The sequence below is a fragment of the Saccharothrix coeruleofusca genome, from assembly GCF_017876325.1.
GTDB lineage: Bacteria > Actinomycetota > Actinomycetes > Mycobacteriales > Pseudonocardiaceae > Actinosynnema > Actinosynnema coeruleofuscum.
Window position 1 is genome coordinate 262,552 of the sequence record NZ_JAGINV010000001.1, and the last position, 24,981, is coordinate 287,532.

The 24,981-nt window shown below is 72.9% G+C and carries 23 protein-coding genes; 8 read left to right on the forward strand and 15 right to left on the reverse strand.

Annotated features, from left to right (window positions below; genetic code table 11):
- Positions 1 to 109 precede the first annotated feature (109 nt).
- The gene (locus tag JOF41_RS38090) at positions 110 to 2,659 is read left to right on the forward strand and encodes a tetratricopeptide repeat protein (protein WP_209615484.1); all 2,550 of its coding nucleotides are present in this window, start codon (positions 110 to 112) and stop codon (positions 2,657 to 2,659) included.
- Here JOF41_RS38090 and JOF41_RS01330 read toward each other — a convergent pair.
- Together JOF41_RS01330 and pruA are read right to left on the reverse strand one after the other, a co-directional pair.
- Complete coding sequence (locus JOF41_RS01330) at positions 2,646 to 3,569, reverse strand: proline dehydrogenase family protein (protein ID WP_189222589.1); 924 nt, start codon at positions 3,567 to 3,569, stop codon at positions 2,646 to 2,648. The two genes, JOF41_RS38090 and JOF41_RS01330, sit on opposite strands and share 14 nt — an antisense overlap.
- Positions 3,570 to 3,574: 5 nt before the next feature.
- Positions 3,575 to 5,200 carry an L-glutamate gamma-semialdehyde dehydrogenase gene (pruA, locus tag JOF41_RS01335; protein WP_189222217.1) on the reverse strand — a complete coding sequence of 542 codons (1,626 nt, stop codon included), beginning with the start codon at positions 5,198 to 5,200 and terminating at the stop codon, positions 3,575 to 3,577.
- 116 nt (positions 5,201 to 5,316) lie between these two features.
- On the opposite strand from pruA, the gene JOF41_RS01340 reads away from it, so the two are divergent.
- Both JOF41_RS01340 and JOF41_RS01345 read left to right on the forward strand, forming a co-directional pair.
- On the forward strand, positions 5,317 to 6,852 hold the full coding sequence (locus JOF41_RS01340; protein WP_189222216.1) for a PucR family transcriptional regulator: 1,536 nt from the start codon (positions 5,317 to 5,319) through the stop codon (positions 6,850 to 6,852).
- Between the two features lie 32 nt (positions 6,853 to 6,884).
- Positions 6,885 to 7,928, forward strand: a complete 1,044-nt coding sequence (locus JOF41_RS01345; RefSeq protein WP_229795185.1) for a fatty acid desaturase family protein — start codon at positions 6,885 to 6,887, stop codon at positions 7,926 to 7,928.
- On the opposite strand, the gene JOF41_RS01350 is transcribed toward JOF41_RS01345, so the two are convergent.
- The 7 genes from JOF41_RS01350 to JOF41_RS01380 all read right to left on the reverse strand — a co-directional run bounded on the left by JOF41_RS01350 (position 7,837) and on the right by JOF41_RS01380 (position 11,838).
- Positions 7,837 to 8,505: a YidC/Oxa1 family membrane protein insertase gene (locus JOF41_RS01350; protein ID WP_189222215.1), complete on the reverse strand. Its 669-nt coding sequence runs from the start codon at positions 8,503 to 8,505 to the stop codon at positions 7,837 to 7,839. The two genes, JOF41_RS01345 and JOF41_RS01350, sit on opposite strands and share 92 nt — an antisense overlap.
- Positions 8,506 to 8,656: 151 nt before the next feature.
- Positions 8,657 to 8,935 carry a DUF6412 domain-containing protein gene (locus JOF41_RS01355; protein ID WP_189222214.1) on the reverse strand — a complete coding sequence of 93 codons (279 nt, stop codon included), beginning with the start codon at positions 8,933 to 8,935 and terminating at the stop codon, positions 8,657 to 8,659.
- Positions 8,932 to 9,549: a nucleoside/nucleotide kinase family protein gene (locus JOF41_RS01360; protein WP_209615487.1), complete on the reverse strand. Its 618-nt coding sequence runs from the start codon at positions 9,547 to 9,549 to the stop codon at positions 8,932 to 8,934. The genes JOF41_RS01355 and JOF41_RS01360 overlap by 4 nt, the downstream gene beginning before the upstream one ends.
- Positions 9,546 to 10,145 (reverse strand): ribonuclease FAU-1 family protein, encoded by a 600-nt coding sequence (locus tag JOF41_RS01365; protein WP_209615490.1) that lies wholly within the window; start codon positions 10,143 to 10,145, stop codon positions 9,546 to 9,548. Before JOF41_RS01365 ends, JOF41_RS01360 begins: the two co-directional genes overlap by 4 nt.
- Before the next feature lie 205 nt (positions 10,146 to 10,350).
- Positions 10,351 to 10,872 (reverse strand): transposase, encoded by a 522-nt coding sequence (locus JOF41_RS01370; RefSeq protein ID WP_209615493.1) that lies wholly within the window; start codon positions 10,870 to 10,872, stop codon positions 10,351 to 10,353.
- Positions 10,869 to 11,405, reverse strand: a complete 537-nt coding sequence (locus tag JOF41_RS01375) for a winged helix-turn-helix domain-containing protein (RefSeq protein ID WP_189223275.1) — start codon at positions 11,403 to 11,405, stop codon at positions 10,869 to 10,871. Before JOF41_RS01375 ends, JOF41_RS01370 begins: the two co-directional genes overlap by 4 nt.
- 136 nt (positions 11,406 to 11,541) lie before the next feature.
- Positions 11,542 to 11,838, reverse strand: coding sequence for a hypothetical protein (locus tag JOF41_RS01380; protein WP_189222210.1), 297 nt, complete (start codon positions 11,836 to 11,838; stop codon positions 11,542 to 11,544).
- A 415-nt stretch (positions 11,839 to 12,253) separates the two neighbouring features.
- Between JOF41_RS01380 and JOF41_RS01385 the strand changes: the two genes are divergently transcribed.
- Positions 12,254 to 13,126: a helix-turn-helix domain-containing protein gene (locus tag JOF41_RS01385; protein ID WP_209615496.1), complete on the forward strand. Its 873-nt coding sequence runs from the start codon at positions 12,254 to 12,256 to the stop codon at positions 13,124 to 13,126.
- Between the two features lie 11 nt (positions 13,127 to 13,137).
- Positions 13,138 to 13,332 carry a DUF397 domain-containing protein gene (locus JOF41_RS01390; protein ID WP_209615499.1) on the forward strand — a complete coding sequence of 65 codons (195 nt, stop codon included), beginning with the start codon at positions 13,138 to 13,140 and terminating at the stop codon, positions 13,330 to 13,332.
- A 104-nt stretch (positions 13,333 to 13,436) separates the two neighbouring features.
- Here JOF41_RS01390 and JOF41_RS01395 read toward each other — a convergent pair whose 3' ends face one another.
- Positions 13,437 to 14,855 (reverse strand): GAF domain-containing protein, encoded by a 1,419-nt coding sequence (locus tag JOF41_RS01395; protein ID WP_189222207.1) that lies wholly within the window; start codon positions 14,853 to 14,855, stop codon positions 13,437 to 13,439.
- 146 nt (positions 14,856 to 15,001) lie between these two features.
- Between JOF41_RS01395 and exaC the strand changes: the two genes are divergently transcribed.
- The gene (exaC, locus tag JOF41_RS01400; RefSeq protein ID WP_189222206.1) at positions 15,002 to 16,525 is read left to right on the forward strand and encodes an acetaldehyde dehydrogenase ExaC; all 1,524 of its coding nucleotides are present in this window, start codon (positions 15,002 to 15,004) and stop codon (positions 16,523 to 16,525) included.
- A 66-nt stretch (positions 16,526 to 16,591) separates the two neighbouring features.
- Here exaC and JOF41_RS01405 read toward each other — a convergent pair whose 3' ends face one another.
- The gene (locus JOF41_RS01405; protein WP_209615503.1) at positions 16,592 to 18,181 is read right to left on the reverse strand and encodes a beta-N-acetylhexosaminidase; all 1,590 of its coding nucleotides are present in this window, start codon (positions 18,179 to 18,181) and stop codon (positions 16,592 to 16,594) included.
- A gap of 85 nt (positions 18,182 to 18,266) precedes the next feature.
- Positions 18,267 to 19,766 carry a CYTH and CHAD domain-containing protein gene (locus JOF41_RS01410; RefSeq protein WP_209615509.1) on the reverse strand — a complete coding sequence of 500 codons (1,500 nt, stop codon included), beginning with the start codon at positions 19,764 to 19,766 and terminating at the stop codon, positions 18,267 to 18,269.
- A 148-nt stretch (positions 19,767 to 19,914) separates the two neighbouring features.
- Between JOF41_RS01410 and JOF41_RS01415 the strand changes: the two genes are divergently transcribed.
- Positions 19,915 to 20,712 (forward strand): hypothetical protein, encoded by a 798-nt coding sequence (locus tag JOF41_RS01415; RefSeq protein WP_189222203.1) that lies wholly within the window; start codon positions 19,915 to 19,917, stop codon positions 20,710 to 20,712.
- Positions 20,713 to 20,737: 25 nt separating this feature from the next.
- Here JOF41_RS01415 and JOF41_RS01420 read toward each other — a convergent pair whose 3' ends face one another.
- Both JOF41_RS01420 and JOF41_RS01425 read right to left on the reverse strand, forming a co-directional pair.
- On the reverse strand, positions 20,738 to 21,397 hold the full coding sequence (locus JOF41_RS01420) for an HNH endonuclease family protein (protein WP_209615512.1): 660 nt from the start codon (positions 21,395 to 21,397) through the stop codon (positions 20,738 to 20,740).
- Positions 21,398 to 21,613: 216 nt separating this feature from the next.
- Positions 21,614 to 22,561, reverse strand: a complete 948-nt coding sequence (locus tag JOF41_RS01425; protein ID WP_209615516.1) for a methionyl-tRNA formyltransferase — start codon at positions 22,559 to 22,561, stop codon at positions 21,614 to 21,616.
- Positions 22,562 to 22,635: 74 nt separating this feature from the next.
- Between JOF41_RS01425 and JOF41_RS01430 the strand changes: the two genes are divergently transcribed.
- Complete coding sequence (locus tag JOF41_RS01430) at positions 22,636 to 24,219, forward strand: amidohydrolase (RefSeq protein WP_209615519.1); 1,584 nt, start codon at positions 22,636 to 22,638, stop codon at positions 24,217 to 24,219.
- 13 nt (positions 24,220 to 24,232) lie between these two features.
- Here JOF41_RS01430 and JOF41_RS01435 read toward each other — a convergent pair whose 3' ends face one another.
- Positions 24,233 to 24,853 (reverse strand): hypothetical protein, encoded by a 621-nt coding sequence (locus JOF41_RS01435; RefSeq protein ID WP_189222200.1) that lies wholly within the window; start codon positions 24,851 to 24,853, stop codon positions 24,233 to 24,235.
- Positions 24,854 to 24,981 lie beyond the last annotated feature (128 nt).

Below are 24,981 nucleotides of genomic sequence, written 5' to 3' on the forward strand. Positions count from 1 at the left end.
ACGGCCCTGGTGGACACGTCGGGTAGTACTTGCAGGCGCGGGGGGTGGGCCCGTTGGGGTGGGGCCGGGGATCTCTTTCGTGGCGGCTGTAGCTGGGGACCATGGGCGCGTGGATCGGACGCCGTCTGTCGCTGAGCTGCTGGACCCGCGACGCGAGGTCGTGCCCTTCCACGGCCGGGAGGCCGAGCTGGACCGGTTGAGGCGCTGGCGCGACGCCGACAGCCCCTGGTCGCTGCTGCTCCTGCACGGTCCGGCCGGCTCCGGCCGGACGCGGCTGACCGGGGAGTTCGCCGCCCGCGACGCCGAACCGGACCGGGTGCTGGTCGTGGTCGACGACGCCGACCGCTGGCCGTGGCCCGCGCTGCTCCGGCTCCTGCGGGAACCCGTGACCACGCCCGCCGCGCACGTCCGCGTGCTGCTGACCGCCCGCGCCGCGGGCTGGTGGTGGTCGGCGCTGCGGCAGCACGCGGGCGAGCTCGACTACACCACCGCCGAGCTGGTCCTGGCGCCCTCGCCGGAGGACCCCGCGACCTCGTTCGCCTCGGCCTGCGAGCACTTCGCCGCCGCCCTGGACCTGCCCGCGCCCACCGGCCCCGCCCCCGCCTCGGCCACCACGTTCGACCTGCACCTGGCGGCGCTGGCCGCGGTGCACGGCGCGAACGCCCACGCGGGCGGCCAGGAGCTGGTGCGCTGGCTGGTCAGCGTCGACCCGGCCCCGCCGCCGCCCGGCAAGCTGGCCGAGGACGTGCTCGCGGTGACGCTGCTGGACGAGCGCATCGAGCCCGAGCGCTCCCCGGACGCGCTGGAGACCCTGCTGCGCGCCGCCGAGCGCTGGCCGCACGCGCGCCGCCGCGTCGAAGCCCTGTTCAGCGCCGAACCGGACCTCGTGCGCACCGCGAGCGGCGCCACCCTCGTCACCCTGGCGCAGTGCCCGGCGATCGCGCGGGCCGTGGCCGGGCACGTGTTCCACGACGAGCGGTTCCACCGCGACCCGCTGCCCGCCGTGCTCACCCGCACCCTGCTGCGGGAACGCGCGCCGCACGCGGACCGGCTGGAGCTGGCCGAGCTGCACCGGATGCTCAGCGCCCGCGCCGCGCTGGCCTCGCTGCGCGAGGAGGCGGTGGAGGCGTCGCGACGCGAGGTCGCGCTGTACCGGGAGCTGGTCGCGGCCGACCCGCGCGAGCACCGGGGCGCGCTGGCCGACGCGCTGGACGAGCTGGGGCTGCGGCTGGTCGCGGTCGGCCGCGAGCAGGACGCGCTGGCGGCGGCCGAGGAGGCCGTCCAGCTGCGCGGCCAGGTCGCCGAGGACGGGGACGGCACGCCCGAGCTGGCCGCCGCGCTGGAGCGGCTGAGCGCCCGCTACGCCGCGGTGGACCGGCGCGAGGACGCGCTGACCGCGCTGACCAGCGCCTCGGTGCTCTACCAGCAGCTGGCCAAGGACGACCCGACGCGGTTCCGGCTGGACTTCGCCAAGGCCAGCCACCACCTCGCGGTGCGGCTGTTCGACGTGGACCGCAAGCGGGAGGGGCTGGGCGCGGCCGACGCGGCCGTGCGGCGGTGGCGCAAGGTCGCGCAGGCCGACCCGCGCTACGAGCCCGAGCACGCCAGGACGCTGGTCTCGATCGCCGCGCTGCTGTCCGGGTTCGGGCAGTGCGAACGGGCCCGCAGCGTGCTGCGCGAGGCGATCGGGGTGCTGCGCAGGCTGGCCGAGGCCAACCCGGCCGCGTTCGAGCCGGAGCTGGCCGGGGCGCTGGAGGCGCTGGGCGCGGTCCTGCTGCGCTCCGAGCGCATGGGCGAGGCGCTGAAGGTGTCGCGGGAGGCCGTGGCGCTGCGGCGGCGGCTGGCCGGGGACGGCGAGCCCGCGGCGCGGGCGGAGCTGGCCGCGTCGCTGGTCGCGCTGGTCGACGCGCTGCCCGAGCCCGCCGACCGGGTGGCCGCCGCGGAGGAGGCGGTGCTCCTGGCGCGACCGCTGGCCGCCGAGCACCCCGTGCGGCACGAGGTGGACCTGGTCGTCGCGCAGGCCCGGCTGGCCAGGCTGCTGCTGGTGGCCGGTCGCGAGTACGAGGCGGGCGCGCTGGTGGAGGAGGTGCTGGCGGCGCAGCGGCGGCTGCCCCGGCGGCTGCTGATGACCCGCGCGGGCGGGCTGGCGGGCGCGCTGCACGCCCTGGCCACCGCGCTGGCCGGGATCGAGCACCACGGGTGGGCGCTGCGGCTGGCCGAGCAGGCCGCGGACATCTGGCGCGACCTGCTGGGCCACCACCGCGGCGCGCCCATCGCGTTCGCCATGGCCGTGCACCACACCGCCGTGCTGCTGCACGGCGCGGCGGACCCGAGGGCGCTGCCCCGCGCCCGCGGCGCCCTGCTGCTGTGGCACCTGGCCCGCACGCCCGAGCAGCTGCGCACCGAGCTGCGCTACGCCGACGCGCTGTCGCTGCTGGCCCGGCTGTGCGCCGAGACGGGCCGGGAGCTGGACACCGCGCTGGAGCTGGCGCACCGGGCGGTGCTGGTGCTGCGCACGGCCAGGGCCACCCCGGACCGGTTCATCCGGGCCGTGGCGGCCGCCGACGAGGTGGTGCGCGCCCACCCCGACCCGGAGGCCGCCCGGCGGCGGATGCGCGCCATGGCCGCGCGCGACCAGCCGGAGGTCAGCTCGTCGTGACCAGCGACCGCAGGAAGAACCCCACGTTCGCGGGACGCTCGGCGAGCCTGCGCATGAAGTAGCCGTACCACTGGTCGCCGTAGGGCACGTACACCCGCATCCGGTTGCCCTCGGCGGCCAGCCTGCGCTGCTCCTCGGGCCGGATGCCGTAGAGCATCTGGAACTCGTAGCCGTCCTTGGCGCGGTCGCGGGCCAGGTCGGCGGCGATGGCGATGAGCCTCGGGTCGTGCGAGGCGACCATCGGGTAGCCCTCGCCCGCCATGAGCACCTTCAGGCAGCGCACGTAGGACAGGTCCACGTCCGCCTTGTCCTGATAGGCCACCGAGGCGGGTTCCTGGTAGGCGCCCTTGCACAACCGCACCCGCGACCCGGCGTGCGCCAGGTCCCGGCAGTCCTGCTCGGTGCGCTTGAGGTAGGCCTGCAGCACCGCGCCCACCCACGGGAAGTCCACCCGCAGCTCGCGCAGGATGCCCAGGGTCGAGTCGGTGGTGGTGTGGTCCTCCATGTCCAGGGTGACCGTGGTGCCCGCCGCGCCCGCCGCCGCGCAGATCCGCCGGGCGTTCTCCAGGGCGATCTTCTCCCCGTCGGTGGGCAGGAACTGGCCCACCGCGGACAGCTTCACCGAGACCTCGGCGCGGTCGGCGTACCCGGCGTCGGACAGCCTGCCCAGCAGGTCCAGGTAGGCGGTGACGGTGGCGTCGGCCTGCTCGGCGTCGCGGGTGTCCTCGCCGAGGTGGTCGAGGGTGACCAGGCGGCCGTCGGCGAGCACCTCGCCGGTGGTGCGGATGGCCGCGTCCAGGTCGTCGCCCGCGATGAACCGGCGCACGACCGGCCGGGTCAGCGGGGTGCGCTCGACCAGCGAGCGCGCGGCGGTCGACCGCGAGGCGGCCAGCAGCGTGGAGCGGAGCACGGTCATCACCCCTGGTGCGGGTAGCGGTAGGAGGTCGGAGCCACGAAGGTCTCCTTGATCGAGCGCGGGCTCACCCAGCGCAGCAGGTTGTGCACCGAGCCCGCCTTGTCGTTGGTGCCCGACGCGCGACCGCCGCCGAAGGGCTGCTGGCCGACGACCGCCCCGGTGGGCTTGTCGTTGATGTAGAAGTTGCCCGCGGCGAACCGCAGCCGCTCCTGCGCGTGCGCGATGGCCGCCCGGTCGTTGGCGATGATCGCGCCGGTGAGGCCGTAGGGCGCGGCGCTCTCCATCTGCGTGACCACGGTGTCGTAGTCGGCGTCGTCGAACACGTGCACCGCCAGCACCGGGCCGAAGTACTCGGTGGTGAACACCTCGTGCTCGGGGTTGCTGCCCAGCAGCACGGTCGGCCGCACGAAGAAGCCGTCGGTGTCGTCGGCGGTGCCGCCCGCGACGACCTCCAGCGAGGAGTCCGAGCGCGCGGCGTCGAGCACGCCGGAGAGCTTGTCGAACGAGCGCCGGTCGATCACCGCGCCCATGAAGTTGGAGAAGTCGGTGACGTCACCCATGGTCAGCGACTCGACGTCGGCCAGGAAGGCGTCCTTGACCCGGTTCCACACCGAGCGCGGCAGGTAGGCGCGGGAGGCCGCCGAGCACTTCTGGCCCTGGTACTCGAACGCGCCGCGGACCAGCGCGGTGCGCAGCACGTCGAGGTCGGCCGACGGGTGGGCCAGCACGAAGTCCTTGCCGCCGGTCTCGCCGACGATGCGCGGGTAGGCGCGGTAGCCCGCGATGTTCGCGCCGACCTGGCCCCACAGGTGCTGGAAGGTCCTGGTGGAGCCGGTGAAGTGGATGCCAGCCAGGTCCGGGGAGTTCAGCGCGACCTCGGAGACCGCCAGCCCGTCACCGGGCAGCAGGTTGATCACGCCGGGCGGCATCCCGGCCTCTTCGAGCAGCCGCATGGTCAGGTGCGCGGCGAGGGTCTGCGTGGGCGAGGGCTTCCACAGCACCACGTTGCCCATCAGCGCGGGCGCGGTGGGCAGGTTGCCCGCGATGGCGGTGAAGTTGAACGGCGTGATCGCGTAGACGAAGCCCTCCAGCGGGCGGTGGTCGGTGCGGTTCCACACGCCGGGGCTGGACTGCGGCTGCTCGGCCAGCAGCTGGCGTCCGAAGTGGACGTTGAAGCGCCAGAAGTCGGCCAGCTCGCAGGCGGCGTCGATCTCGGCCTGCACGGCGGTCTTGGACTGGCCCAGCATGGTGGCCGCGTTGAGCGTGGCCCGCCACGGGCCGGACAGCAGCTCGGCGGCGCGCAGCAGGATCGCGGCGCGGTCGTCGAAGGACATCGCCCGCCACGTGGGCGCGGCCTCGCGGGCGGCCTTGAGCGCGTCCTCGGTGTCCCGCTGGGTGGCACCCCGGAAGGTGCCCAGCACGGCGCGGTGGTTGTGCGGCTGCACCACGTCGAAGCGCTCGCCGCCGCCGACGCGCTGCTCGCCGCCGATGGTCAGGGTCAGCTCCAGCGGCTCCTTGGCCAGCTCGGCCAGCTTCGCCTGCAGCCGCGCGCGTTCGGGCGAGCCGGGCGCGTAGGTCAGGACGGGCTCGTTCACCGGTGCGGGCACCTTGGTCACGGCATCCACGAGCGGCTCCCTTCGACGTGCTTGCGGTACCCAGAACGGTAGGTCTCCACCCCCGGCTGCCCGTTATCCGCGCGACTAGGCTTGCGGCACCGCCGTTGTACGAATGGACAAAAGCCGTGAGCCTGAGTCAGGTCCTGGTCGCGCTGGGTGACCCGCTGGTGGAGGTCCAGGTGGCCCCGCACGGCCTGGCGGTGGACGTGCTCGACGTGGTGATCCTCGACCCCGACGACGCCCCCGACGTGCGCCCCGGCGACTTCGCGCTGGTCATCGGCGCGCGGGGGCGGGCGGCGCTGCCGCTGGTGCGGGCCGCCGGGGCCGCGGGCGCGGCGGCGGTGGCGGTCAAGGTCGACGCGCCCGCGCCGGTGCTGCGGCAGGCCGCCGCGGACGCGGGCGTCGCGCTGCTGGCGGTGCGCCCGGACGTGCGGTGGGAGCACCTGGAGTCGCTGGTCAGGGCCGTGGTGGGCAGCGCTCGGCTGACCGCCGACGCGGGGGAGGTCTCGGGCGACCTGTTCGGGCTGGCCCAGACCATCGCCGCGCTGACCGGCGGCATCGTCAGCATCGAGGACACCGCCAGCCGGGTGCTGGCCTACTCGCGCTCCAGCGACGAGGTCGACGAGCTGCGCAGGCTGTCCATCCTGGGCAGGCAGGGCCCCGAACCGTACCTGGCGATGCTCCGCGAGTGGGGCGTCTACCAGCGGCTGCGCGCGGGCGAGGAGGTCGTGCGCGTCGACGAGCGGCCCGAGCTGGGCATCCGGCGGCGCATCGCGATCGGCATCCACGCGGGCAGCAGGCCGCTGGGCTCGATCTGGGTGCAGGAGGGCGCCACCCCGCTGACCGAGCAGGCCGAGCGGGCGCTGCTGGGCGCGGCGCGGGTCACCGCGCTGCACCTGGTGCGGCAGCGCGAGCCCACCGCCGCCTTCCGGGAGAACCTGCTGACCGCCCTGCTCGACGGCCGGGTGGACGCCGCGTCGGCGGCCGACCAGATCGGCGCGGACCCGGCCAAGCCCGCCGCCGTCGTGGTGTTCGCGCTGCGCGGCGGCGACGGTGCGGACCGCACCCAGGTCGAGCTGCGCCGCGCCGAGATGACCGGGCTGATCTCCGTGCACGCCGCCGCCTACCGGCGCAGCGCCCTGGTCAGCCAGTCCGGCGGGCGCACCTACGCGTTGCTGCCCGACCTGCCGCCCGGCGTGTCGCTGCTGCCGCTGACCAGGGAGATCGTCGCCGCCGCGCGCAGGCACATGGGGCTGCGCGTGCAGGCGGCCATCGGCTCGACGGTGCCCTCGGTGGACGAGGTCGTGCTCTCCAGGGGCGAGGCCGACCGGGTGCTCGACGCGATGGGCCGCGACCTGGACGCCGAGGTCGCCACGCTGGCCGACGTGCGGTCGCGGGTGCTGGTCAGCGAGACGCTGGCGCTGCTGGCCGAGCACCCGCGCGTGCGCGACCCCCGGCTGACCGGGCTGCCCCCCGAGCTGGCCCGCTCGCTGCTGGCCTACCTCGACGCGTTCGGCGACGTGCGGGCCGCGGCGGCGGGCCTGCACATCCACCCCAACACCCTGCGCTACCGGGTGCGCCGCGCCGCCGCGCTCGGCGGGTTCGACCTGGACGACCCCCTGATGCGGTTGTTCGCCCAACTGCAACTGCGCCTGTCATGAAGCCGCGGCGGCGAGGCCGTAGTTTGTGAGGGGTGACTCCCGAAGCACCGAGCAGGCGTGGCAGCGACTTCGCCGAGCTGTCGCGCGAGGTCAAGCAGGCCGGCCTGCTCGACCGGCGAATCCCCTTCTACCTGTGGCGGCTGGGCGGCGTGCTGGCCGCCCTCGCCGCGACCGGCGTGGCGCTGGTCCTGATCGGCGACTCCTGGTGGCAGCTCGCGGTGGCCGCCGTGCTGGCCGTGGTGTTCACCCAGATCGCCTTCCTCGGCCACGACGCGGGCCACCGCCAGGTCTTCGCGGGCAAGCGGGCCAACGAGACCACCGGCCTGCTGCTGGGCAACCTGCTCATCGGCGTGGGCTACGGCTGGTGGATGGGCAAGCACAGCCGCCACCACGCCAACCCCAACCACGAGGACGAGGACCCCGACGTCGACATCGCGGTGCTGGCGTTCAGCGCCGAGCAGGCGCAGCGCAAGCGCGGCTTCTTCCGGTTCGTGGTGCGCAACCAGGCCTGGCTGTTCTTCCCCCTCCTGCTGCTGGAAGGCTTCTCCCTGCACGCGATCAGCACCGCCGCCGCGGTCCGCCGCTCGGTCCGCGGCTGGCGGCTGGAGCTGGTCCTGCTGGCGGTGCACGTCGTGGGCTACCTGACCGCCGTGTTCCTGGTGATGTCACCGCTGAAGGCGGTGGCGTTCATCGCCGTGCACCAGGGCCTGTTCGGCGTCTACATGGGGTGCTCCTTCGCGCCCAACCACAAGGGGATGCCGGTGCTGTCGGCCGGGCACCAGCTGGACTTCCTGCGCAAGCAGGTGCTGACCTCGCGCAACGTGACCGGCAACTGGTTCACCGACGTGCTGCTGGGCGGGCTGAACTACCAGATCGAGCACCACCTGTTCCCGTCGATGCCCCGGCCCAACCTGCGCCGGGCGCAGGTCATCGTGCGCGACTTCTGCGCCCGGCACGCCATCTCCTACGCCGAGTGCGGCCTGTTCACCTCGTACGGGCACGTGCTGCGCCACCTGCACGAGGCGGGAGCTGAATTGCGCGGTGCAGCAGCGCTCGCTCCAGCAGCGTCCAAGTAGTGGTGGTCAGCAGGTAGACGCCCGCCGCCAGCGGCAGCACGGCGGCCACCAGCACCGTGCCGAACGGCAGCAGCCGCAGCAGCCTCGCCAGGGGCAGCTGCGGCGCACCGCTGTCCGCGGCGATCCCGGCCTGCCAGCGGAAGGTCCCGTAGGCGACCGCGGTCAGCGCGGCGAACAGGGCCAGGAACACCGGGGTGTGGCCGAACTCGCCCAGCCAGTGCGCGCCCAGCGGCGCCCCGAGCAGGGTGTCCTCCAGCAGCGGGCTGGGCGTGGTCACCAGGCGGTACATGATCATGAAGAACGGCGCCTGCACCAGCGCGGGCAGGCAGCCCGCGAACAGCGAGGTGCCCGACTCCCGGTACAGCTCCACGGTCTTCTCCTGGAGCTTGACCGGGTCCTTGCCGTACTTCTCCTGCAACTTCCGGACTTGCGGCGCCAGCGCCGCGCGGGCCTTCTCGCCGCGCACGGCGGCGCGGGCCAGCGGGTGCATCAGCAGGCGGACCACGGCGGTGAACAGGACGATGGCGAGCGCGGGCGCGGCGAACGAGGACAGGGCAGAGCCCAAGGCGTGGAACATGGGGAACTCCGTGTTGGATCGACCCGGCTCCGCCGGGTCTTCACGTGGTCAGGGACCGGCGGCCACTGCCCCTGCCGATCACGCGAACCGCGCGTTCGAGCACCGCGAACCGAGCGTTCGCGCACTCTGAACCGAGCGTTCGGGACGTCGACTAGACAGCGGCGGGGCCGAGCCCCGGCGCTCGGGGACGGGGGCGCCCCGCCGCGTCGGGGTCGCGCAACCGCAGGAAAGCGGCGCGCAGCGACCTCTCGCGCAGCGACAGGGACCTGATCCACGCGGGCGCGCTCCGCACCGCGGGTGTGGCGGTGAGCAGCAGCACGACCACCGCCACGGCCGTCACGGCGGCCAGCAGCTCGGCGGGGGAGTGCAGCAGGGTGAGCGCGAAGAGGCCCGGCAGGTGCAGCGCGAAGAGCAGCTGGAGCCGGGTCACCCCTCCACTGTACCCACGAGCGCGGGCCGGTTGGGGTGGTCGTAGCGCACCACGAGGTCCGCCTGCGGCTCGTAGTCGTCGTAGGCGGGCAGCGTCCACTGCCACTCCGGCGGGGTCCGGCGCCGCAGAGCGCCCGGCGACAACCACAGGTGCACCGCCAGCTCGAACGGCAGCCACTTGTCCAGCAGCAGCGTGCCGTCCAGCAGCAGCACCCCGCCGGGGGCCAGCGCCACGTAGTCCGCGCGGCTGGCCCGGTCGGTCTCGGCGTTCCACAGCGCCGGCAGGACCCGGCCGCTGCCGCCGGGGTCCAGCGGCTCCAGCACCTCGCGCAGCAGACCGCCGGTGTCGGTCCAGGAGTGCCGGAACGACTCCGGGTCGGTGCGGCCGTGCTCCAGCCGCACCGACGCCGGGCGCAGGAAGTCCTTCGCCGACACGCGCAGCACCGGGCGGCCCAGCGCGCGCAGCGGGTCCACCAGCGCGTCGGCCAGCTCGTGCGGGTTGGTCGCGGTGGCGCCGTCGACGACCACCCGCGCGTGGCCGTCGCGGGGCAGCGCGTCGATCCGGTCGACCAGCTCGGCGACCAGGGTTTCCGGGGACAGCGGGGTGACCTTCACGGCTGCGGGTAGTCCTCCCAGCCCTCGGGCAGCACCGGGACCGGCCAGTCCGGGTCCGGCTCCCACCGCGCCCACGCCGGGTCCCACCACGTCGTCCCGGCGGTCAGCATCGCCACGATCTCCCGGCCCGTCGCGCGGATCGACTCGGCCTGCTCGGCGGAGTACTTGCCCTCCACCACCTGCCGCTCGAAGTCCTCGCGGTCCAGCTCCTGCCAGGTGCCGTCCGGGGCCACCTCGTAGTCCAGCTCGTGATCGAGGGTGTCGAAGCCCTCGGGGGTGCGGCGGAACGGGTCCTGCAGGTTGAGGTACCAGCCCGCGAATCGGCGCTGCGGGCCGTGCCAGAACAGGTCCACCGAGTAGGCCAGGTCCGGGCGGTGCAGCTGCAGCCTGCCGTGGCCGCGCCAGACCGTGTTCCCCTTGAGCTGCCAGCCGTGCGGGCGGTGGTGCGGCGGGAAACCCAGCACCGTGCCGGGGACGCTGAACGTCACCAGCAGGTCCGGCCCGTCCTCGACGACCCGCAGCGGCATCACCGACCAGGGCCTGCCGTGCAGCACCTCGCGGCGCAGCACCACGTCACCCGGCGAGAAGTAGCCCATGCGGCCCAGCCTAGGCGGGGCCGGTTTTGTGGACCGGAATGACCACGCGGGCGGATTCGGCTCCGTAGCGGCGGTGGTCGCCGCGTCCGTCATCCGGGTCCACGGCCAACCACCAATCGCGCCTGCAAGTACTACCCGTGGCCCCCTGACGGGCGCGTAACTACTACCCGGCTCGGCGGACCATGAGGCGGGTACCGGGGTTTGATTATGGGGTTGATGGGGTGGGGTCGAGGGTGAGGCCGGTGTGGGTGAGGAAGCCGGCGAGCAGGGCGGGGTGGCGTTGGATGTGGCGTAGTCCGCGGCGGGCGGCGTGGGTGAGTTCGGGGAGACTGCGGGCGGCCAGGTTGGCCAGGCTGGTGTTTTTCAGGTGTGCCCAGACGCCTTCGGTGGGGTTGAGGTCGGGGGCGTAGGCGGGCAGTTGGACCACGGTCAGCCAGGCGGTGTTGTCCTTGGTGTATTGCAGGGTCTTGCCCGACAGGTGTGCCGAGAGGTTGTCCCAGATCAGCACGATGGGGGCGTTGAGGCGGCGGTGCAGTCGGGTGAGCAGGGCGGGGAAGGTGGTGTTGGTGAAGCTGTGCTCGCGGGTGGCGTAGAGCAGTACCGGTGCCCGGTCGGGGTGGTAGCAGCAGATGCCGGCCAGGCTGATGCCGTTGCGATGTCGTCCGGCGATGCGCAGTTCGGGGGTGCGGCCCACCGGGGACCAGGTGCGTCGGGTGGGTGGGGTCATCGAGGCGCCCGCTTCGTCCTGGAAGCAGATCCACGCTGTCTGGCCCGCGGATGTTTTACCCGCGGCCACACCTCGGTGCGCCAGGCGGTGATCACCTCCTCGTTGCGTTCCAGGGCGCGGGTGCGGGGCATCTGCCAGGACCAGCCGATGCGGCGCAGCAGGCGCCAGATGCCGTCGGGGGCGGCATAGACCACGCCGGTGGTCTCGGTGATCACCCGGCCGATGCGGGCCAGGGTCCAGCGCTGGTCGGCCCAGCCGTGCGCGGCCGGGCCCTTGTCCAGTTCCCGCAGCACCGTGCGGATCTGCTCGTCGTCGAGGTAGCACCGCGCACCCGACGGGCCTGCCGAGAGCAGCCCGTCGACACCGTGTTCGGTGAAGTGTTTGCGCCACTGCGACACCGCCTGCGGGCTCACGCCCAGCAGGCGGGCGATATCGGCCTGGGACATCCCCTGGTCGAACAGGTCCGCCGCCCTGAGCCGGACCTGTTCACGCTCCTGACGCTCCGGGCCGGTCAGACCACCACCCAGCCTCATCGTCCCGGCTTAACACACCGACGGCCATTCCGCGACCGCAACCAGCCACATCAACCCCAAAAACAAACCTCAGTAGTAGTCAGCGGCCCATTTCGGTGGGTCGGGTGGTACTTGCAGGCGCGGTTCTGTGGTTGAGCTACGACTTGACCCACAGCAGGTGCAGCTTCACGTCCTCGCCACCCTTGAAGCGCTCGAAGGTGGCCAGCGCGCTGTCCGGGTCCTTGGCCGTGGCGCGGAAATCGCCTTCGGTGGACACGACGTCGGCGCGGTCGGCGAAGGCCATGCCCCACGCGGCGATCCAGCCGTCCTGGCGGGTGCCGTACTCGTGGGCGATGGCGAACAGCCGTGGCGCGTCGTCCTGGGCGAGCCCCTGGAGGAAGTCGGCGAACCCGGCTTCGTCCCACAGCGGTTCCTGATCGGCGAGCTCGTTCATGCGGTGTGCCTTTCGGTAGTTGTGGAATCAGGCGGCTCGTCGGTGCCTGCCGCTGGCTCGCCCGACGCCAGCTTGTAGTGCGGCTCGAACCTCGGTGCGCACTAGTTGGTGCACTCTGCGAGCCACCAGGAGGGGAGCGATCGTTGCCGCGACGGTGAATCCGGCGATTGCGCCCATAACCAAGGTGATCCAGAACTCGCCGTCCACCTGCACCTCCATGTTCGAACCCGAAGTAAGGCCTGATGGTCAGAACCTCACCTCGGTTCCTCGCGGGAGGTAGTGGAGCAAGGTGAGCGGCCAGACGAAAATGTAGCGTCAGGAACGTCGCGTGGGGAACATATCGTTCGAGTGAACCCGTTCTCCATCAGGTGATCAGGACCGGCAGACTGGGGTGCGTCCTGATTCGAGGAGTGCCATGACCGCTGAGCCGAAGCCGGCACCGCCGATCCGTCGCAGGCAGCTGGCCTACCGCCTTGCCGAGTTGCGTGACGAAGCGCGCATGACCCAGGACGATGTAGTCAGGGCGACCGGTCTGAGTCGATCGACCATCTCGAAGATCGAAAACGCGGAGCAAGCGATCTTGGAGAAGAACGTCCGACTCTTGGCGGGTGCCTATGGCGTGGCATCCCCGGAGTTGGACATGTTGCTACGGATGGCGAGGGAGAGCAACCAGCGCGGTTTGCTGGTGGCTCATGCCGACGTCGTGGCTGATTTCGCCAGGGACTACGTCAAGTTGGAGTCGTACGCCACCGAAGTCTGGACCTTGGAGACGGCGTTCGTCGCTGGACTACTACAAGTGCCCGAGTACATCAGGGCTGTACGGTTGATATCGAAACCGGATGCAACTGAGACAGAGCTGCGACAGGCAGTGGAGTTGCGTGCTGAACGTCAGCGCCGACTGACCGGTGCGAACCCGCCGCGCCTGCGAGTGATCCTCGATGAAGAAGTCTTCGGCAGGGTTGTCGGCAGTCCTCAAGTGATCGCGACACAGATCGAGCACTTGATCCTCATGTCGAGGTTGCCGCACGTCAACCTCCAACTCATGCCGAAGTCGGCTGGTCCTTACCGAGGCATGGGGTATGCCTTCTCGGTGCTGCGGTTCGATCCTGCGCCGGGCATGGATGTCGCCTACGCCGAAGGGTGGCTGTCCGCTACGTACTACGAGAAGCAGCGTGAGGTCCAAGCCCACGTCGACCTATTCGAGCAGATCAGTGCTGCTGCACTCTCACCTGTGGACACACGGACTGCGCTGGATACGCTGGCGGCCGCAGCTCGTAGCGACAACTGAAAGGGGCTGGTATGACCGGCTTCCCCTTGGTGTGGCGCAAGGCCGGCAGGTCGGGTGAGAACGGCAATTCGTGCGTCGAGCTCGCCTGGCCCGGTGGGAGGTTAGCCGTGCGGGACAGCAAGAACCCCGACGGGCCGGTGCTCGCCTGGACGCCTGCCGCCGTGGGAGCGTTCTTCGCCGCTGTGCGGAGTGGGCGGCTCGGCTGAACCGTGGCCCCGGTAGCCCGGCTCGGGGACGCCGGGGCCGCGTTCGCACTACCTGAACGTAGAACTCGCGGTACCTGGGCGTTCGACTCGCGGGGGAGTGGGCGTCAGGGGGTGGTGAGGAGGCGGCGGAGCTTGGTGGTGGCCAGGGCGTGCCGGGGATCGGTGCGCGGGAGCAGGTGGGCCAGGCGGTCCAGGACTTCCGCGTCGTCGGCGACGCTGGCGTAGCACCACAGCGCTTCCACGTCGCCCGAGTCGAGCACGCCCCGGCGCACCGCCGCCGCCAGGTCCTCGCGCTCCTCGCGCACCACCGGCGCGTCCGAGCGCGGCAGCAGCTCGCCGTGGTACGCCGCCGCCGCGCGCGGCACGTCCCGCGCCCGCAAAGCCTCGCGCACCGCCAGGAAATCGCCGCGCACCTCGGCCAGCAGCCGGTACGGCCGCGTCAGCAGCACACCGCCCAGCTGGGCGCGCAACCGGTGCAGCTCGGCCCGCACCGTGGTCGGGTTGCCGCGCTCGCCGTACAGCTTGAGCGCCAGCTGCTCGGCCGACAGCCCGCGCGGGTGCAGCGCCAGCGCGGTCAGCAGCTCGGCGTGCCGCAGCGTCAGCACCAGCTCCCGGTCCTCCAGCCGCCCGGCGGGCTCGCCCAGGAACCGCAGCGACAGCACCGGCCGCCGCACCGCCCGCCGCGGCACCCGCAGCAGGTAGCCCTCGTCCAGCGGCTCCACCACGGCCTCGCGGCCGTCGGCCAGGCGCACCCGCTCCGCGTCCACGTCCACCCGCGAGGTCAGCAGGCCGTGCGGCTCGGCGGCGAGCACGCGGCCGGTGGGGCTGAGCAGCGCGCCGGGCTCCCCGTGCAGCGCGATCAGGTGCCGCATGTTGACCGACCTGAGCCGCTCCTCCCGCGCCGCCAGCCGGGCCCGCAACTGGGCCTCGGCCAGCCGCGCGGCGGCCGACACCAGCGCGGCCGTGGCCGGGTGCACGCTGGTCAGCGGGCCGCTGACGTCCACGACGCCGAGCGTGCGGCCGGTGTCCGGGTCGTGCACCGGGCTGGCCGCGCAGGTCCAGCCGTGGTAGGTCCGCACCAGGTGCTCGGCCGAGTGCACGGTCACCGACGAGCCGGTGGCCAGCGAGGTGCCCATCGCGTTGGTGCCGATCGCGTCCTCGCTCCACCGCGCGCCCTCGCACAGCCGCACCCGCTCGGCCAGCTCGCGCACCCGCGTCGAGCCCTCGCACCACAGGACGCGCCCCTCCGCGTCGGTGACGAGCATGACGTGCACCGCCTCGTCCGCGATGCCGACCAGGGTTTCCCGCAGCACCGGCAGCGCTTCGGCCAGCGGGTGCCCGCCGCGCAGGTCGGCCACCTCGTGCGGGTCCAGCACCACCGGCGGCTCGTGCCGGTCGGGGTCGATGCGCGCGGCCAGCGAGCGCCGCCAGGACTCCACGATCAGCGGCCGGGCACCCGGCGCGGGCGATCCGCTCAGCACCGCTTCGCGCAGGCGGGCGAGCTCGCGCGCGTCGTTGTGCATCCTCTGCCTCCCAGGGGGACCAGGATGGCCGGAGCACGGGCCGCGTGCCAACCTCCGATGTAATCCGTTCGGGTGCAACGCGGCTGCAACGTAGGTTCACCTAACTTCCCGGCATCCGACGCGGCGAAGCGGGGAGGGCCGACCAGATGGCGAAGTACGCGGCACCAGGGCGACCGGGCAGCATGGTCAGCTACCGCGAGCGGTACGACCACTTCATCGGCGGCGAGTACGTGCCACCCGCCGAGGGCGGCTACTTCGAGAACCGGACCCCGGTCACCGGCGAGGTGTTCACCGAAGTGGCCAGGGGCACCGCGCCGGACGTGGAGCGGGCGCTGGACGCGGCGCACGGCGCGGCCCGAGCCTGGGGCCGCACCTCGGCCGCGGACCGGGCCAGCGTGCTCAACGACATCGCCGACCGCGTCGAGGACAACCTCGAAGCCCTCGCGGTGGCCGAGACGTGGGAGAACGGCAAGCCGATCCGCGAGTCGCTGGCGGCGGACCTGCCGCTGGTGGTGGACCACTTCCGCTACTTCGCGGGCGTCATCCGCGCCCAGGAGGGCGGCATCTCGCAGATCGGCCACGACCTGGTCGCCTACCACTTCCAGGAGCCGCTGGGCGTGGTCGGCCAGATCATCCCGTGGAACTTCCCGCTGCTGATGGCCGCCTGGAAGCTGGCGCCCGCGCTGGCCGCGGGCAACGCGGTGGTGCTCAAGCCCGCCGAGCAGACGCCCGCGTCGATCCACGTGCTGGTCAACCTGATCGCCGAGCTGCTGCCGCCGGGCGTGGTCAACGTGGTCAACGGCTTCGGCTTGGAGGCGGGCAAGCCGCTGGCCTCCAGCCCCCGCGTCGCCAAGGTCGCCTTCACCGGGGAGACCAGCACCGGCAGGCTGATCATGCGCTACGCGGGGGAGAACATCATCCCGGTGACGCTGGAGCTGGGCGGCAAGAGCCCGAACATCTTCTTCGACGACGTGGCCGCGCGCCGCGACGCCTTCTACGACAAGGCGTTGGAGGGCTTCACCATGTTCGCCCTCAACCAGGGCGAGGTGTGCACGTGCCCGTCCCGCGCGCTGATCCAGAGCTCGATCTACGACCGGTTCCTGGCCGACGCCACCGAGCGCACGAGGGCGATCAGGCAGGGCGACCCCCTCGACACCGAGACGATGATCGGCGCGCAGGTCAGCGTCGAGCAGCTGGAGAAGATCCTCGGCTACATCGACGTCGGCAAGCGCGAGGGGGCGCGGCTGCTCGCCGGCGGGGAGCGCGCGGACCTGGGCGGCGAGCTGTCCGGCGGCTACTACGTCACCCCCACCATCTTCGAGGGCGACAACAAGATGCGGGTCTTCCGGGAGGAGATCTTCGGGCCGGTGGTGTCGGTGACCCGGTTCGACGACTTCGACGACGCCATCAAGATCGCCAACGACACTCCGTACGGGCTGGGCGCGGGCGTGTGGTCGCGCGACGGCGGCGTGGCCTACCGCGCGGGCCGGGAGATCCAGGCGGGGCGGGTGTGGGTGAACAACTACCACTCCTACCCGGCGCACGCGGCGTTCGGCGGCTACAAGCAGTCCGGCATCGGCCGGGAGAACCACCGCGCCATGCTCGACCACTACCAGCAGACCAAGAACCTGCTGGTCAGCTACTCCGAGAACGCCCAGGGGCTGTTCTAGCCCGCACCCCCGGTGGGGCGGCAAGTACTACCCGGTCGGGTAGTACTTGCCGCCCCACCGCACCGGTCAGGACTGCCAGGGCACCTGGGCCGAGGCGTAGAAGTTCACGCCCGCCGCCCGCCAGCGCGGGCCCTGCGCGGCCAACCGCTCCCGGAAGCCGTCCCAGCCCAGCGCGGCCGACGGGGACCAGCCCAGCTCGGCGATGGCGGCCAGGCGCGGGAAGGCCATGTACTCGATGTGCGCGGACTCGCTCAGCGTCTCCGACCACAGCGGGGCCTCGACGCCGTGGATCGCCGACTCCGGCACACCCCGCAGGTAGCTGCCGGGGTTCCAGTCGTAGGCGTCGCGCACCTCGACGTACCCGGCCCAGCTCAGGCCCAGCGGGGTGTCCTTGTGGTACTTCATGTCCAGGTAGGCCCGGTTGGCCGGGGACAGCACGATCCTGTTGCCGCGCGCGGCGGCCTCGACCAGGGTGGGCGCGTCCGGCGAGGTGCCCCAGAACTGCGCCACCGCCGACGGGTCCGGTCCGGTCTTGACGAACTCGTGCCAGCCGGTGGCGACCTTGCCGTGCTTGGCCACGATCGGCAGCACCCGGTCCATGAACGTCTGGTAGTCCGGGTCGGTGGTGGCGTGCGCCTCGTCGCCGCCGATGTGGATGTACCGGCCGGGCGTGATCGCGGCCAGCTCGCCGATCACGTCGTCGACGAACTGGTAGGTGATCTCCTTGTCGATGCACAGGGAGCTGAAGCCGACCTCGATGCCGGTGTAGAGCGGCGGGGCCACGCCGTCGCAGTTCAGCTCGGCGTAGGAGGACAGCGCGGCGTTGGTGTGGCCCGGCATGTCGATCTCCGGGATCACCGTGATGTGGCGCGACTGCGCGTACGCCACGATCTCCTTGTACTGCTCCTGGGTGTAGAAGCCGCCGGGACCGCCGCCGACCTCGGTGCTGCCGCCGTGGGTGGTCAGCCGGGGCCAGCTCTTGATCTCGATGCGCCAGCCCTGGTCGTCGGACAGGTGCAGGTGCAGCCGGTTGACCTTGTACGCGGCGATCTGGTCGACGTAGCGCTTGACCTCGTCGACGGAGAAGAAGTGCCGCGACACGTCGAGCATCGCGCCGCGGTGGGCGAAGCGCGGGTAGTCCAGCACGCTGCCGCCGGGCACGGTCCACGGCCCCGGCTGCGGGGTCCTGGCCTCGACCCGCGCGGGCAGCAGCTGGCGCAGCGTCTGCACGCCCGCGAACAGCCCCGCCCCGGTGCGGGCGCGGATGAACACCGCCTTGCGGGTCACGTCGAGCTGGTAGCCCTCGGCGCCGACGCGGTGGTCCGCGCCGACCAGCAGCAGCACCACGCCCTTGCCCACCAGGCCGGGCGTCACCGGCAGGCGGTAGCCGGTGGACGGGCGCAGCACGCCCGCCAGGTGCTCACCGGCCTTCCTGGCCTCGGCCGAACCGGGCTGGGTGAGGATCTTGGCATCCGGCTCCAGCGCGAAGTCCGCCCCCGGACGCGGGGTGACCTGCACGGGCGCGGGCACGATGGTGCGCAACGGCGACTCCGGGGCGGCGGCGTGGGCGGGCACCGCCGTGCCCGCGACGCCGCCGACGAGCAGCAGCGCGGCGAGCACCCGGCCCAACCCGGCTCTGATTCCTGTGGGGACCACGACATCCTCCTGGCGGCGCGGTGGCAGCGGGCGGCGGCGAACCCACCGTGTCAAGCCGCTCACCCGGTGTCAAGGTCTGGACCAATCAGGAGAGCTTCGGCCTGCCCAGCGCCCGCCACGCGGCGGGGAAGCGCTCCTCGGCGTGCCGCGCGCGACCCTGCTCCAGCCCGTGCAGCAGACCGAACGCGAACGCGTTCTCGTTGTCGCGCTGCGCCTGCGCGCCCAGCTCCCGCAGCACGGGCCGCGCCACCACGCTGTCCTGGTGCTCGCCCAGCAGCTCCTGCAACGCCTTGAGCCGCTTGCGGTAGCGGGTGGCGCGCTTGCCGAACAGCGGCTCGACCGCCTCCACCGCGTAGCGCAGCCGCTTGGCCGCCTTGCGCGTCTCGTGCAGCGCGGTGTCGTCGTCGCCGATGTGGCGGGTGGCCTCGGCGGCGCGCTTGGCCAGCCTGCGGTAGGTGCGCTCCACCAGCGAGGGCAGCACCTTCACCGCCTTCCTGTCCGCCAGCGGCGTCAGCGGCGGGTCGGCCAGCAGCGCGTCCACCGCGTCCAGCAGCGCGAAGTAGCGGGAGCTGTCCAGCGCGGCCACCAGCGCCCGCTGGGCCTCGGTCTCCAGCGGCGCGAAGTGCCGGGTGAGCCGGGCCGCCACCGGTCCGGGCACCAGCTCGGGCTCCAGCCCGGCGACCACGCCCTCGAACCGCCCGCGCAGCACCTCCAGGTCGCGCGCCTGGCCCAGCACCCCCGCCAGCCACTTCAGCTCGTCGGTCAGCTCGCGCGTGCGGTCCCGGTCGACGATCGAGCCGAACGCCTGCAACGCGCTGCGCATCCGCCGGGTCGCCACCCGCATCTGGTGCACCGCGTCGTCCTCCTGGCGGCGCACCCTGGGGTCCTGCCGCTTGAGCGCGTCCGCCTGCTCCCGCAGGTAGGCCAGCACCACACCGCCCGCGGTCCCGGCCGACCCCGGCGCGGGCCCCGGCGAGGAGAGCCGGTCGGCCAGCAGCCGGGTCAGCTTCGCCGACGAGGTCGACCGCCGGATGCCCGCCTCGGCCAGCAGCCGCTCCACCCGTTTGAGCAGCTTCGGCTCCCCGCCCTCGCCCAGCTCCACCTCGATCTCGCGCCAGGAGTCGGCCCCGGTCCCGTCCGGGACGGCCTGCGCCGACACCAGGTCCTCCACCACCTCGGCCAGCAGCTCCCCGTGCGCGTCCACCAGCTGCCAGCGCTGCCGCGTGGTCTCGATGCGCGCCACCGGGCCCAGCTCACCGCCCCTGGCGTGCACCCGCACCAGCGCGCCCAGCTCCTCCGGCGGGTGCTCGGCCGCCTCGCCCACCGGCAGCCGCACCTCCTCGCGGGTGTCGCCGCCCACCGGCAGCTTCAGGTGCCAGCCCGCGTCGTGCCCGCCGGTCCGCCTGCGCAGCGTCAACCCGGCGCGCGCCAGGCGCAGGTCCGGGGTGTCGTAGTAGACGGCCTCCAGCCGCTGCTCCTCCGGACCCGCCGCGGCGGCCACACCCGGCAGGCCCGCCAGGTCCGGCAGCGCCGTGCCCGCAGGCGCTTCGTACTTCCGCTCCGTTTCCCGCACCGACGTCGCCATGCCCCAGGCATACACCGATCACCACGTGTTCATTCACTCACTGTGCGTAGTGGGTGGTTGACCTGCACGGGCGTTGGCGTCAGCCCGTCCGCGTGGTTTTCCCGCCGACCACCTGGACTGGCGCGTTCCGTCGGGTTGGCTGGGGGGCGTGGCCCCCACCGAGAAGGAGCGGCTCGACGCGGTCGAGCCGGTAGTCGCGGAACTCGTCACCGCGACCCAGGAGCTCGCCGCCGAACTGGGGCGGGTGAGCGCCCGGCTGCTGGTGCTCGAGCGCAGGCTGGCGGGCGCGGGCTCCGGACCGGACGAGGACCTGGACCGCGTCGACGACGAGATCGCCCACGTCGTGGCCGCGCTGCGCGCGGCCTGGGACGCCGAGCAGGAGCTGCTGGCCGACTCGGTGCGGGTCGAGCTGCGCAACGAGGTCGCCGACTTCGAGGAGCTCAAAGCGCGCCGCGCGAACGCCAGCACCCGGTTGTCGGGCAGGCGGATCACCCGCATCGAGCGCGACGCGCTGGAGCACGAGGTGCACCAGCTGGGCTGGAAGATCGGCGCCCGCGAAGCCGACGCGGCCACCGCGGTGCGCAGGCTGGAGGCCGACCGGCACGCGAGCGAGGAGAGCTGGCGGCGTGAGGCGGTCATCGCGGGGGAGAAGGCCCGCGAGGAGATCCGCGACGCGGCGCGCAGGCGCCTGGACCGCGCACTGGCCGCGGACACCCGGCTGCCGGTGTGGTTCCGCGTGGGCACCGGCGAGATCACCAACCCCGACCCGACGCCGTGGCTGCGCGCGGCCACCGGCCTGGTCGCCTACCGCCTGGAGTACGGGGTCACCGACCCCGTCTCGCCGCTGGGCGAGGTCCCGTCCACCGCCTCGGGGTCGGCGGCCTGGGTCCGCCGCGCCGAGGTCTACGCCGACCTGGCCGAGCAGCTGCGCGCCCTGCGCCCCTGAGGACGCCCGTCCCGGCCTGCGCCGATCAGCCCTGGCACCCGGCGAGCAGGGAAGCCAGGGCGTCGTGCTCGGCCTGGTCCACGGTCAGCTGGTAGTTCGCCTTCACCGCGACCCAGTTGCGCGCGTAGGCGCACAGGTAGTCCCGGTTCGGCGGCTGCCACTTGGCCGGGTCCTGGTCGCCCTTGGCGCGGTTGCTGCGCGCCGTGACCGCGATCAGCTGGAGCCCGCCCAGGTCGTTGGCGAACTCCTCGCGCCGCTGGTCGGTCCACTTGTCCGCACCCGACCGCCACGCCTCGGCCAGCGGCACCACGTGGTCGATGTCCAGCGCGCCCGCGTCGGTGACCACCTCGCCGTCGTACACGCTGGTCCACGAGCCGGAGACGGCCTTGCAGGCGGAGTCGGTGCGCACGTCGGCGCCCTGCCGCTGGAGCACGACCTCGCGGGTGTCGCACGAGTTGCCCTGGCCGCTCCAGTGCGGGAACCGGTCGCGGCTGTAGCCCGTCATCTTCCCCTCGGGGGCCACGGTCAGCCCGGCCAGCTGGGCGGCGGCGTCACCGGTCGGCGCGGTCGTGGGCGGCGCCTGGTCCGGCTGCGACTCGCGGTACTGGGTCAGGTAGTAGCCCGCGACGGCCAACAGGATCAGCACGACGAGGCCGGTCAGCGTGGTGGACCGCGTTCGGCTCATGGACCAATGATCAGCGATCGGCGCCACCGCCGGGCCGCCGCCCCCACATCGTGTCAGCGGAATCGGATGATCCGGACGGGCTGGTTACTCTCCGTCGCACGATCCTGCCCGCTGCGGTGACCGTGTCCTACCCGCTGGTGGTCCACGCCGCGCTGGTGTTGTCGGCGTGGACCTGCCTCGCGGTCGACCGCGCGCCCGGCGGTCAGGGGCGGCTGGTCAGGGGCGGCTGGTCAGGTACCCGCCCATGTGCGTGAAGTACTCGGTCGCGCCCATCTCCACACCGTCCTCGGTGCGGACTCGCTTGACCAGCAGGGCGTGGTTGCGGCCCCGCCGCGCGTCGGCGCCCGCGACGATCACCACGCCGTCGCCCTCCCGGTAGAAGATCCGGCCCGGCGTGCCGCCGTAGCGCGCCCGGGACACCTCGGCCTCCACGATCTCCAGCCGCTTGCCCCGGTGGAAGGCGAACGCGCTGGGGTAGGGCGCGGACTGCGCCCGCACCAGCCGGTCCAGCTCCTCGGCCGACCAGGTCCAGTCGATGCGCAGGTCCTCCTCGGCGCGCTTGTGGAAGAAGCTGGCCTTGCTGCGGTCCTGAGGGGTGAAGTCGGTGCGCCCCTTGGCGATCTCGGCCAGCCCGTCGACGGTGATCGGCCCGAACAGCTCCAGGGTCTTGTGGAACAGGTCGGTGGCGGTGTCCCTCGGCCCGACCGGCACCGAGCGCTGCAGCACGATGTCACCCGCGTCCAGGGTCTCGTCCATCATGTGCGCGGTGACGCCGACCTCCTTCTCGTCGTTGAGCAGGGCCCAGATCAGCGGGGAGAAACCGGCGTAGGCGGGCAGCAGCGAGTCGTGCACGTTCAGCGTGCCGTGCTTGGGCAGGGTGAAGATGTGCGGCGGGATCCAGGTGCGCCAGTTCGTCGCCACGATCACGTCCGGCTCGACCGCCTTGAGCCGGGCCACCAGCTCCTCGTCGTCCGGGCGCTCGCGGACCAGCACCTCGACGCCGTGCTCGGCGGCCAGGTCGGCGACCGAGTCGCTCCAGATCCGCTCGTAGGCGTGGTCGCTCTTGGGGTGGGTGACGACCAGCGCCACCTCGTGCTCGGAGTCCAGCAGGGCCTGGAGCGTGCGGTGCCCCCACGTCTGGTAGCCGAACATGACGACCCGCATCGGGTTCCTCCTCGGATTGGCAAGCCTTGCCTAACTTAACCGACCCTAATCCAAGCATGGGCTAGCCTGCGCGAGTGATCCTCGATCTCAAGCTGACCGGCGGCCGGGTGCTGACCATGGCCCCCGACCGCCCCGCCGCGAGCACCGTCGGCGTGTGGCGCGGACTGGTCGTCGGCCTGGACGAGGAAGTGGCGGACCTGCCCGCCCGGCGCGAGGCCGACCTCGACGGCGCGGTGGTGCTGCCGGGGTTCGTCGACGCCCACAACCACCTCGCGTGGGCGGGACGCGCCGCGCGGACCCTGGACATCTCCGGGTGCGCCACGGTCGCCGACATCGTCGACCTCCTCGCGGCCGACCGCGGCACGGGCTGGCTGGAGGTGGCGGGCTACGACCACCGCGCCCTGGACCGCCCGCTCACCGCCAAGGACCTGGACCGGATCGGCAGGCCGGTCTACGTGCAGGACCTGTCCGGCCACGCCTGCGTGGTCGACAGCGCCACCCTGGCCGCGCTGCCCGCCGAGGCCCTGCACGACGTGCAGCGCGACGAGCGCGGCGAGCCCACCGGCTTCCTCGCCGAGGCGGCGCAGACCGCCGTGCGCGCCCTGCGCCTGCCGTACTCGCTGGACGACGTCGTCGCCGACATCGAAGCCGGAGCCAGGCAGTGCCTGCGGCAAGGCGTCGTCCTGGCCGCCGAGGCGGGCGTCGCGGGCGGCCTGATCGGCAGCACCCCGCTGGAGGTCGGCGCCTACCAGCGCGCCGACCTGCCCATCCGCGTCCAGCTCATGGTCGCGGCGGACCAGCTGCGGCCCGTCGCGGCGCACCGCGACGACCGGCTCGACCGCGCGGTGGCACTGGGCCTGCGCACCGGCCTTGGTGACGCGAAGCTGTCCATCGGCGCCCTCAAGGTCTTCACCGACGGCGGCATGATCGCCCGCACCGCCGCGCTGACCGAGCCCTACGAGGGCATCGGCGGCCGGGGTCAGCTCCAGGACGACCCCGAGGTGATGCGGGCCTCGATCGTCGACGGCCACGCCGCGGGCTGGCAGCTGGCCGTGCACGCGATCGGCGACCGGGCGATCGACTTCGCGCTGGACGCCCTCGCCGAGGCGGTGTCCCGGCGACCCCGCCCCGACGCCCGGCACCGCATCGAGCACTGCGGCCTGGTCCGCCCCGACCAGCTCGACCGGATCGCCGAGCTGAACCTGATCCCGGTGGTCCAGCCCACTTTCCTGTGGGCCTACGGCGACGACTACTCCGGGATCATGGGCCCCCGGCGGGCGCCCTGGATGTACCGCGGCAAGTCGTTCCTCGACCGCGGCATCCCGATCGCGGGCAGCTCGGACCGCCCGGTCGCCGACGGCAGCCCGCTGCGCGCGATCCAGTTCATGGTCGAGCGCCTCTCCAGCACCGGCCTGCCGGTGGGGCCGGACGAACGGCTCACCGTCGAGCAGGCCCTGTCGGCCTACACGGCGGGCTCCGCCTACGCGTGCAGGCGGGAGCACGACCTGGGGTCGGTCGCACCGGGGAAGCGGGCGGACTTCGCCGTGCTGGAAGCCGACCCGCGGACCACCGAGCCGTCCAGGATCGCCGACATCGCCGTCCTGGCCACCGTGGTGGCGGGCGAGTTCGCCCACAACCCGGCGGGCTTCCCCGGCTGACCCGCACGCCCCCTCAGGCGCTCATCCGCCAGTGCACCACGTACCCCGCGGCCTCGGCCGCGATCAGCGCGTCCAGCTTCGCCAGGTTCGTCCGCCGGGACATCCGGAACGCCCGGCCCCGCCGCGCGTCCAGCACCAGCGGCTCCGCGCCCGCCAGCGTCAACGGCATCGTGTGCTGCAAGATCCGCAACCCGACGTTGGCCACCTCCTGGGTCATCGGCTGCTCCTTGACGTACACCAGCACCGCCGCGGTCGAGCCGTCCGGCCCCAGCAGTCCCAGGTGCGGCCGCACCTTCAGCGTCAGCTCGCCCGCCGACCAGCGGGTCGTGCCGGTCGGCACCCCGGTCGCCCGCGTGGACCGCAGCCACGGCAGGAACCCGTCGCGCAACTCCTCGAACGCCCGCAGCTGGCCGTTGAGGCTGGCCGACCGGACGGCCCGGTCCAGTTCCGCCTCCGGGTCCGGCGAGTTGGCCGCGCGGCGCATCGCGTCGCGCATCGGGTTGTAGAAGCCGCACACCCACCGATCCGCGGTCAGGTAGATGCTGCGCTGCTCCGACACGATGTTGATGCGGCCCCGCTGACCGCTCATGACGTACTCGGTGAAGGACAAGGCGGTGACGCTGACCGGCTCCACGGCAGGCTCCCCTCGCAGCGGTCGAACTCGTGTTCGATTCTACCGGCGGGGTACGACAATTCCGTGGTCCGAAAGGGGCTTGCTCACCTCCTCTGAAGAGCACGTTCGGGTGAGTTCGCTCGGCTGGT

Coding starts and splice junctions, on each gene's coding strand:
- JOF41_RS01350 (WP_189222215.1), bottom strand. CDS start 8,505: ATGTTCCACGCCTTGGGCTCTGCCCTGTCCTCGTTCGCCGCGCCCGCG.
- JOF41_RS01365 (WP_209615490.1), bottom strand. CDS start 10,145: ATGGGCTACTTCTCGCCGGGTGACGTGGTGCTGCGCCGCGAGGTGCTG.
- JOF41_RS01370 (WP_209615493.1), bottom strand. CDS start 10,872: ATGACCCCACCCACCCGACGCACCTGGTCCCCGGTGGGCCGCACCCCC.
- JOF41_RS01375 (WP_189223275.1), bottom strand. CDS start 11,405: ATGAGGCTGGGTGGTGGTCTGACCGGCCCGGAGCGTCAGGAGCGTGAA.
- JOF41_RS01380 (WP_189222210.1), bottom strand. CDS start 11,838: ATGAACGAGCTCGCCGATCAGGAACCGCTGTGGGACGAAGCCGGGTTC.
- JOF41_RS01385 (WP_209615496.1), top strand. CDS start 12,254: ATGACCGCTGAGCCGAAGCCGGCACCGCCGATCCGTCGCAGGCAGCTG.
- JOF41_RS01390 (WP_209615499.1), top strand. CDS start 13,138: ATGACCGGCTTCCCCTTGGTGTGGCGCAAGGCCGGCAGGTCGGGTGAG.
- JOF41_RS01395 (WP_189222207.1), bottom strand. CDS start 14,855: ATGCACAACGACGCGCGCGAGCTCGCCCGCCTGCGCGAAGCGGTGCTG.
- exaC (WP_189222206.1), top strand. CDS start 15,002: ATGGCGAAGTACGCGGCACCAGGGCGACCGGGCAGCATGGTCAGCTAC.
- JOF41_RS01410 (WP_209615509.1), bottom strand. CDS start 19,766: ATGGCGACGTCGGTGCGGGAAACGGAGCGGAAGTACGAAGCGCCTGCG.
- JOF41_RS01420 (WP_209615512.1), bottom strand. CDS start 21,397: ATGAGCCGAACGCGGTCCACCACGCTGACCGGCCTCGTCGTGCTGATC.
- JOF41_RS01425 (WP_209615516.1), bottom strand. CDS start 22,561: ATGCGGGTCGTCATGTTCGGCTACCAGACGTGGGGGCACCGCACGCTC.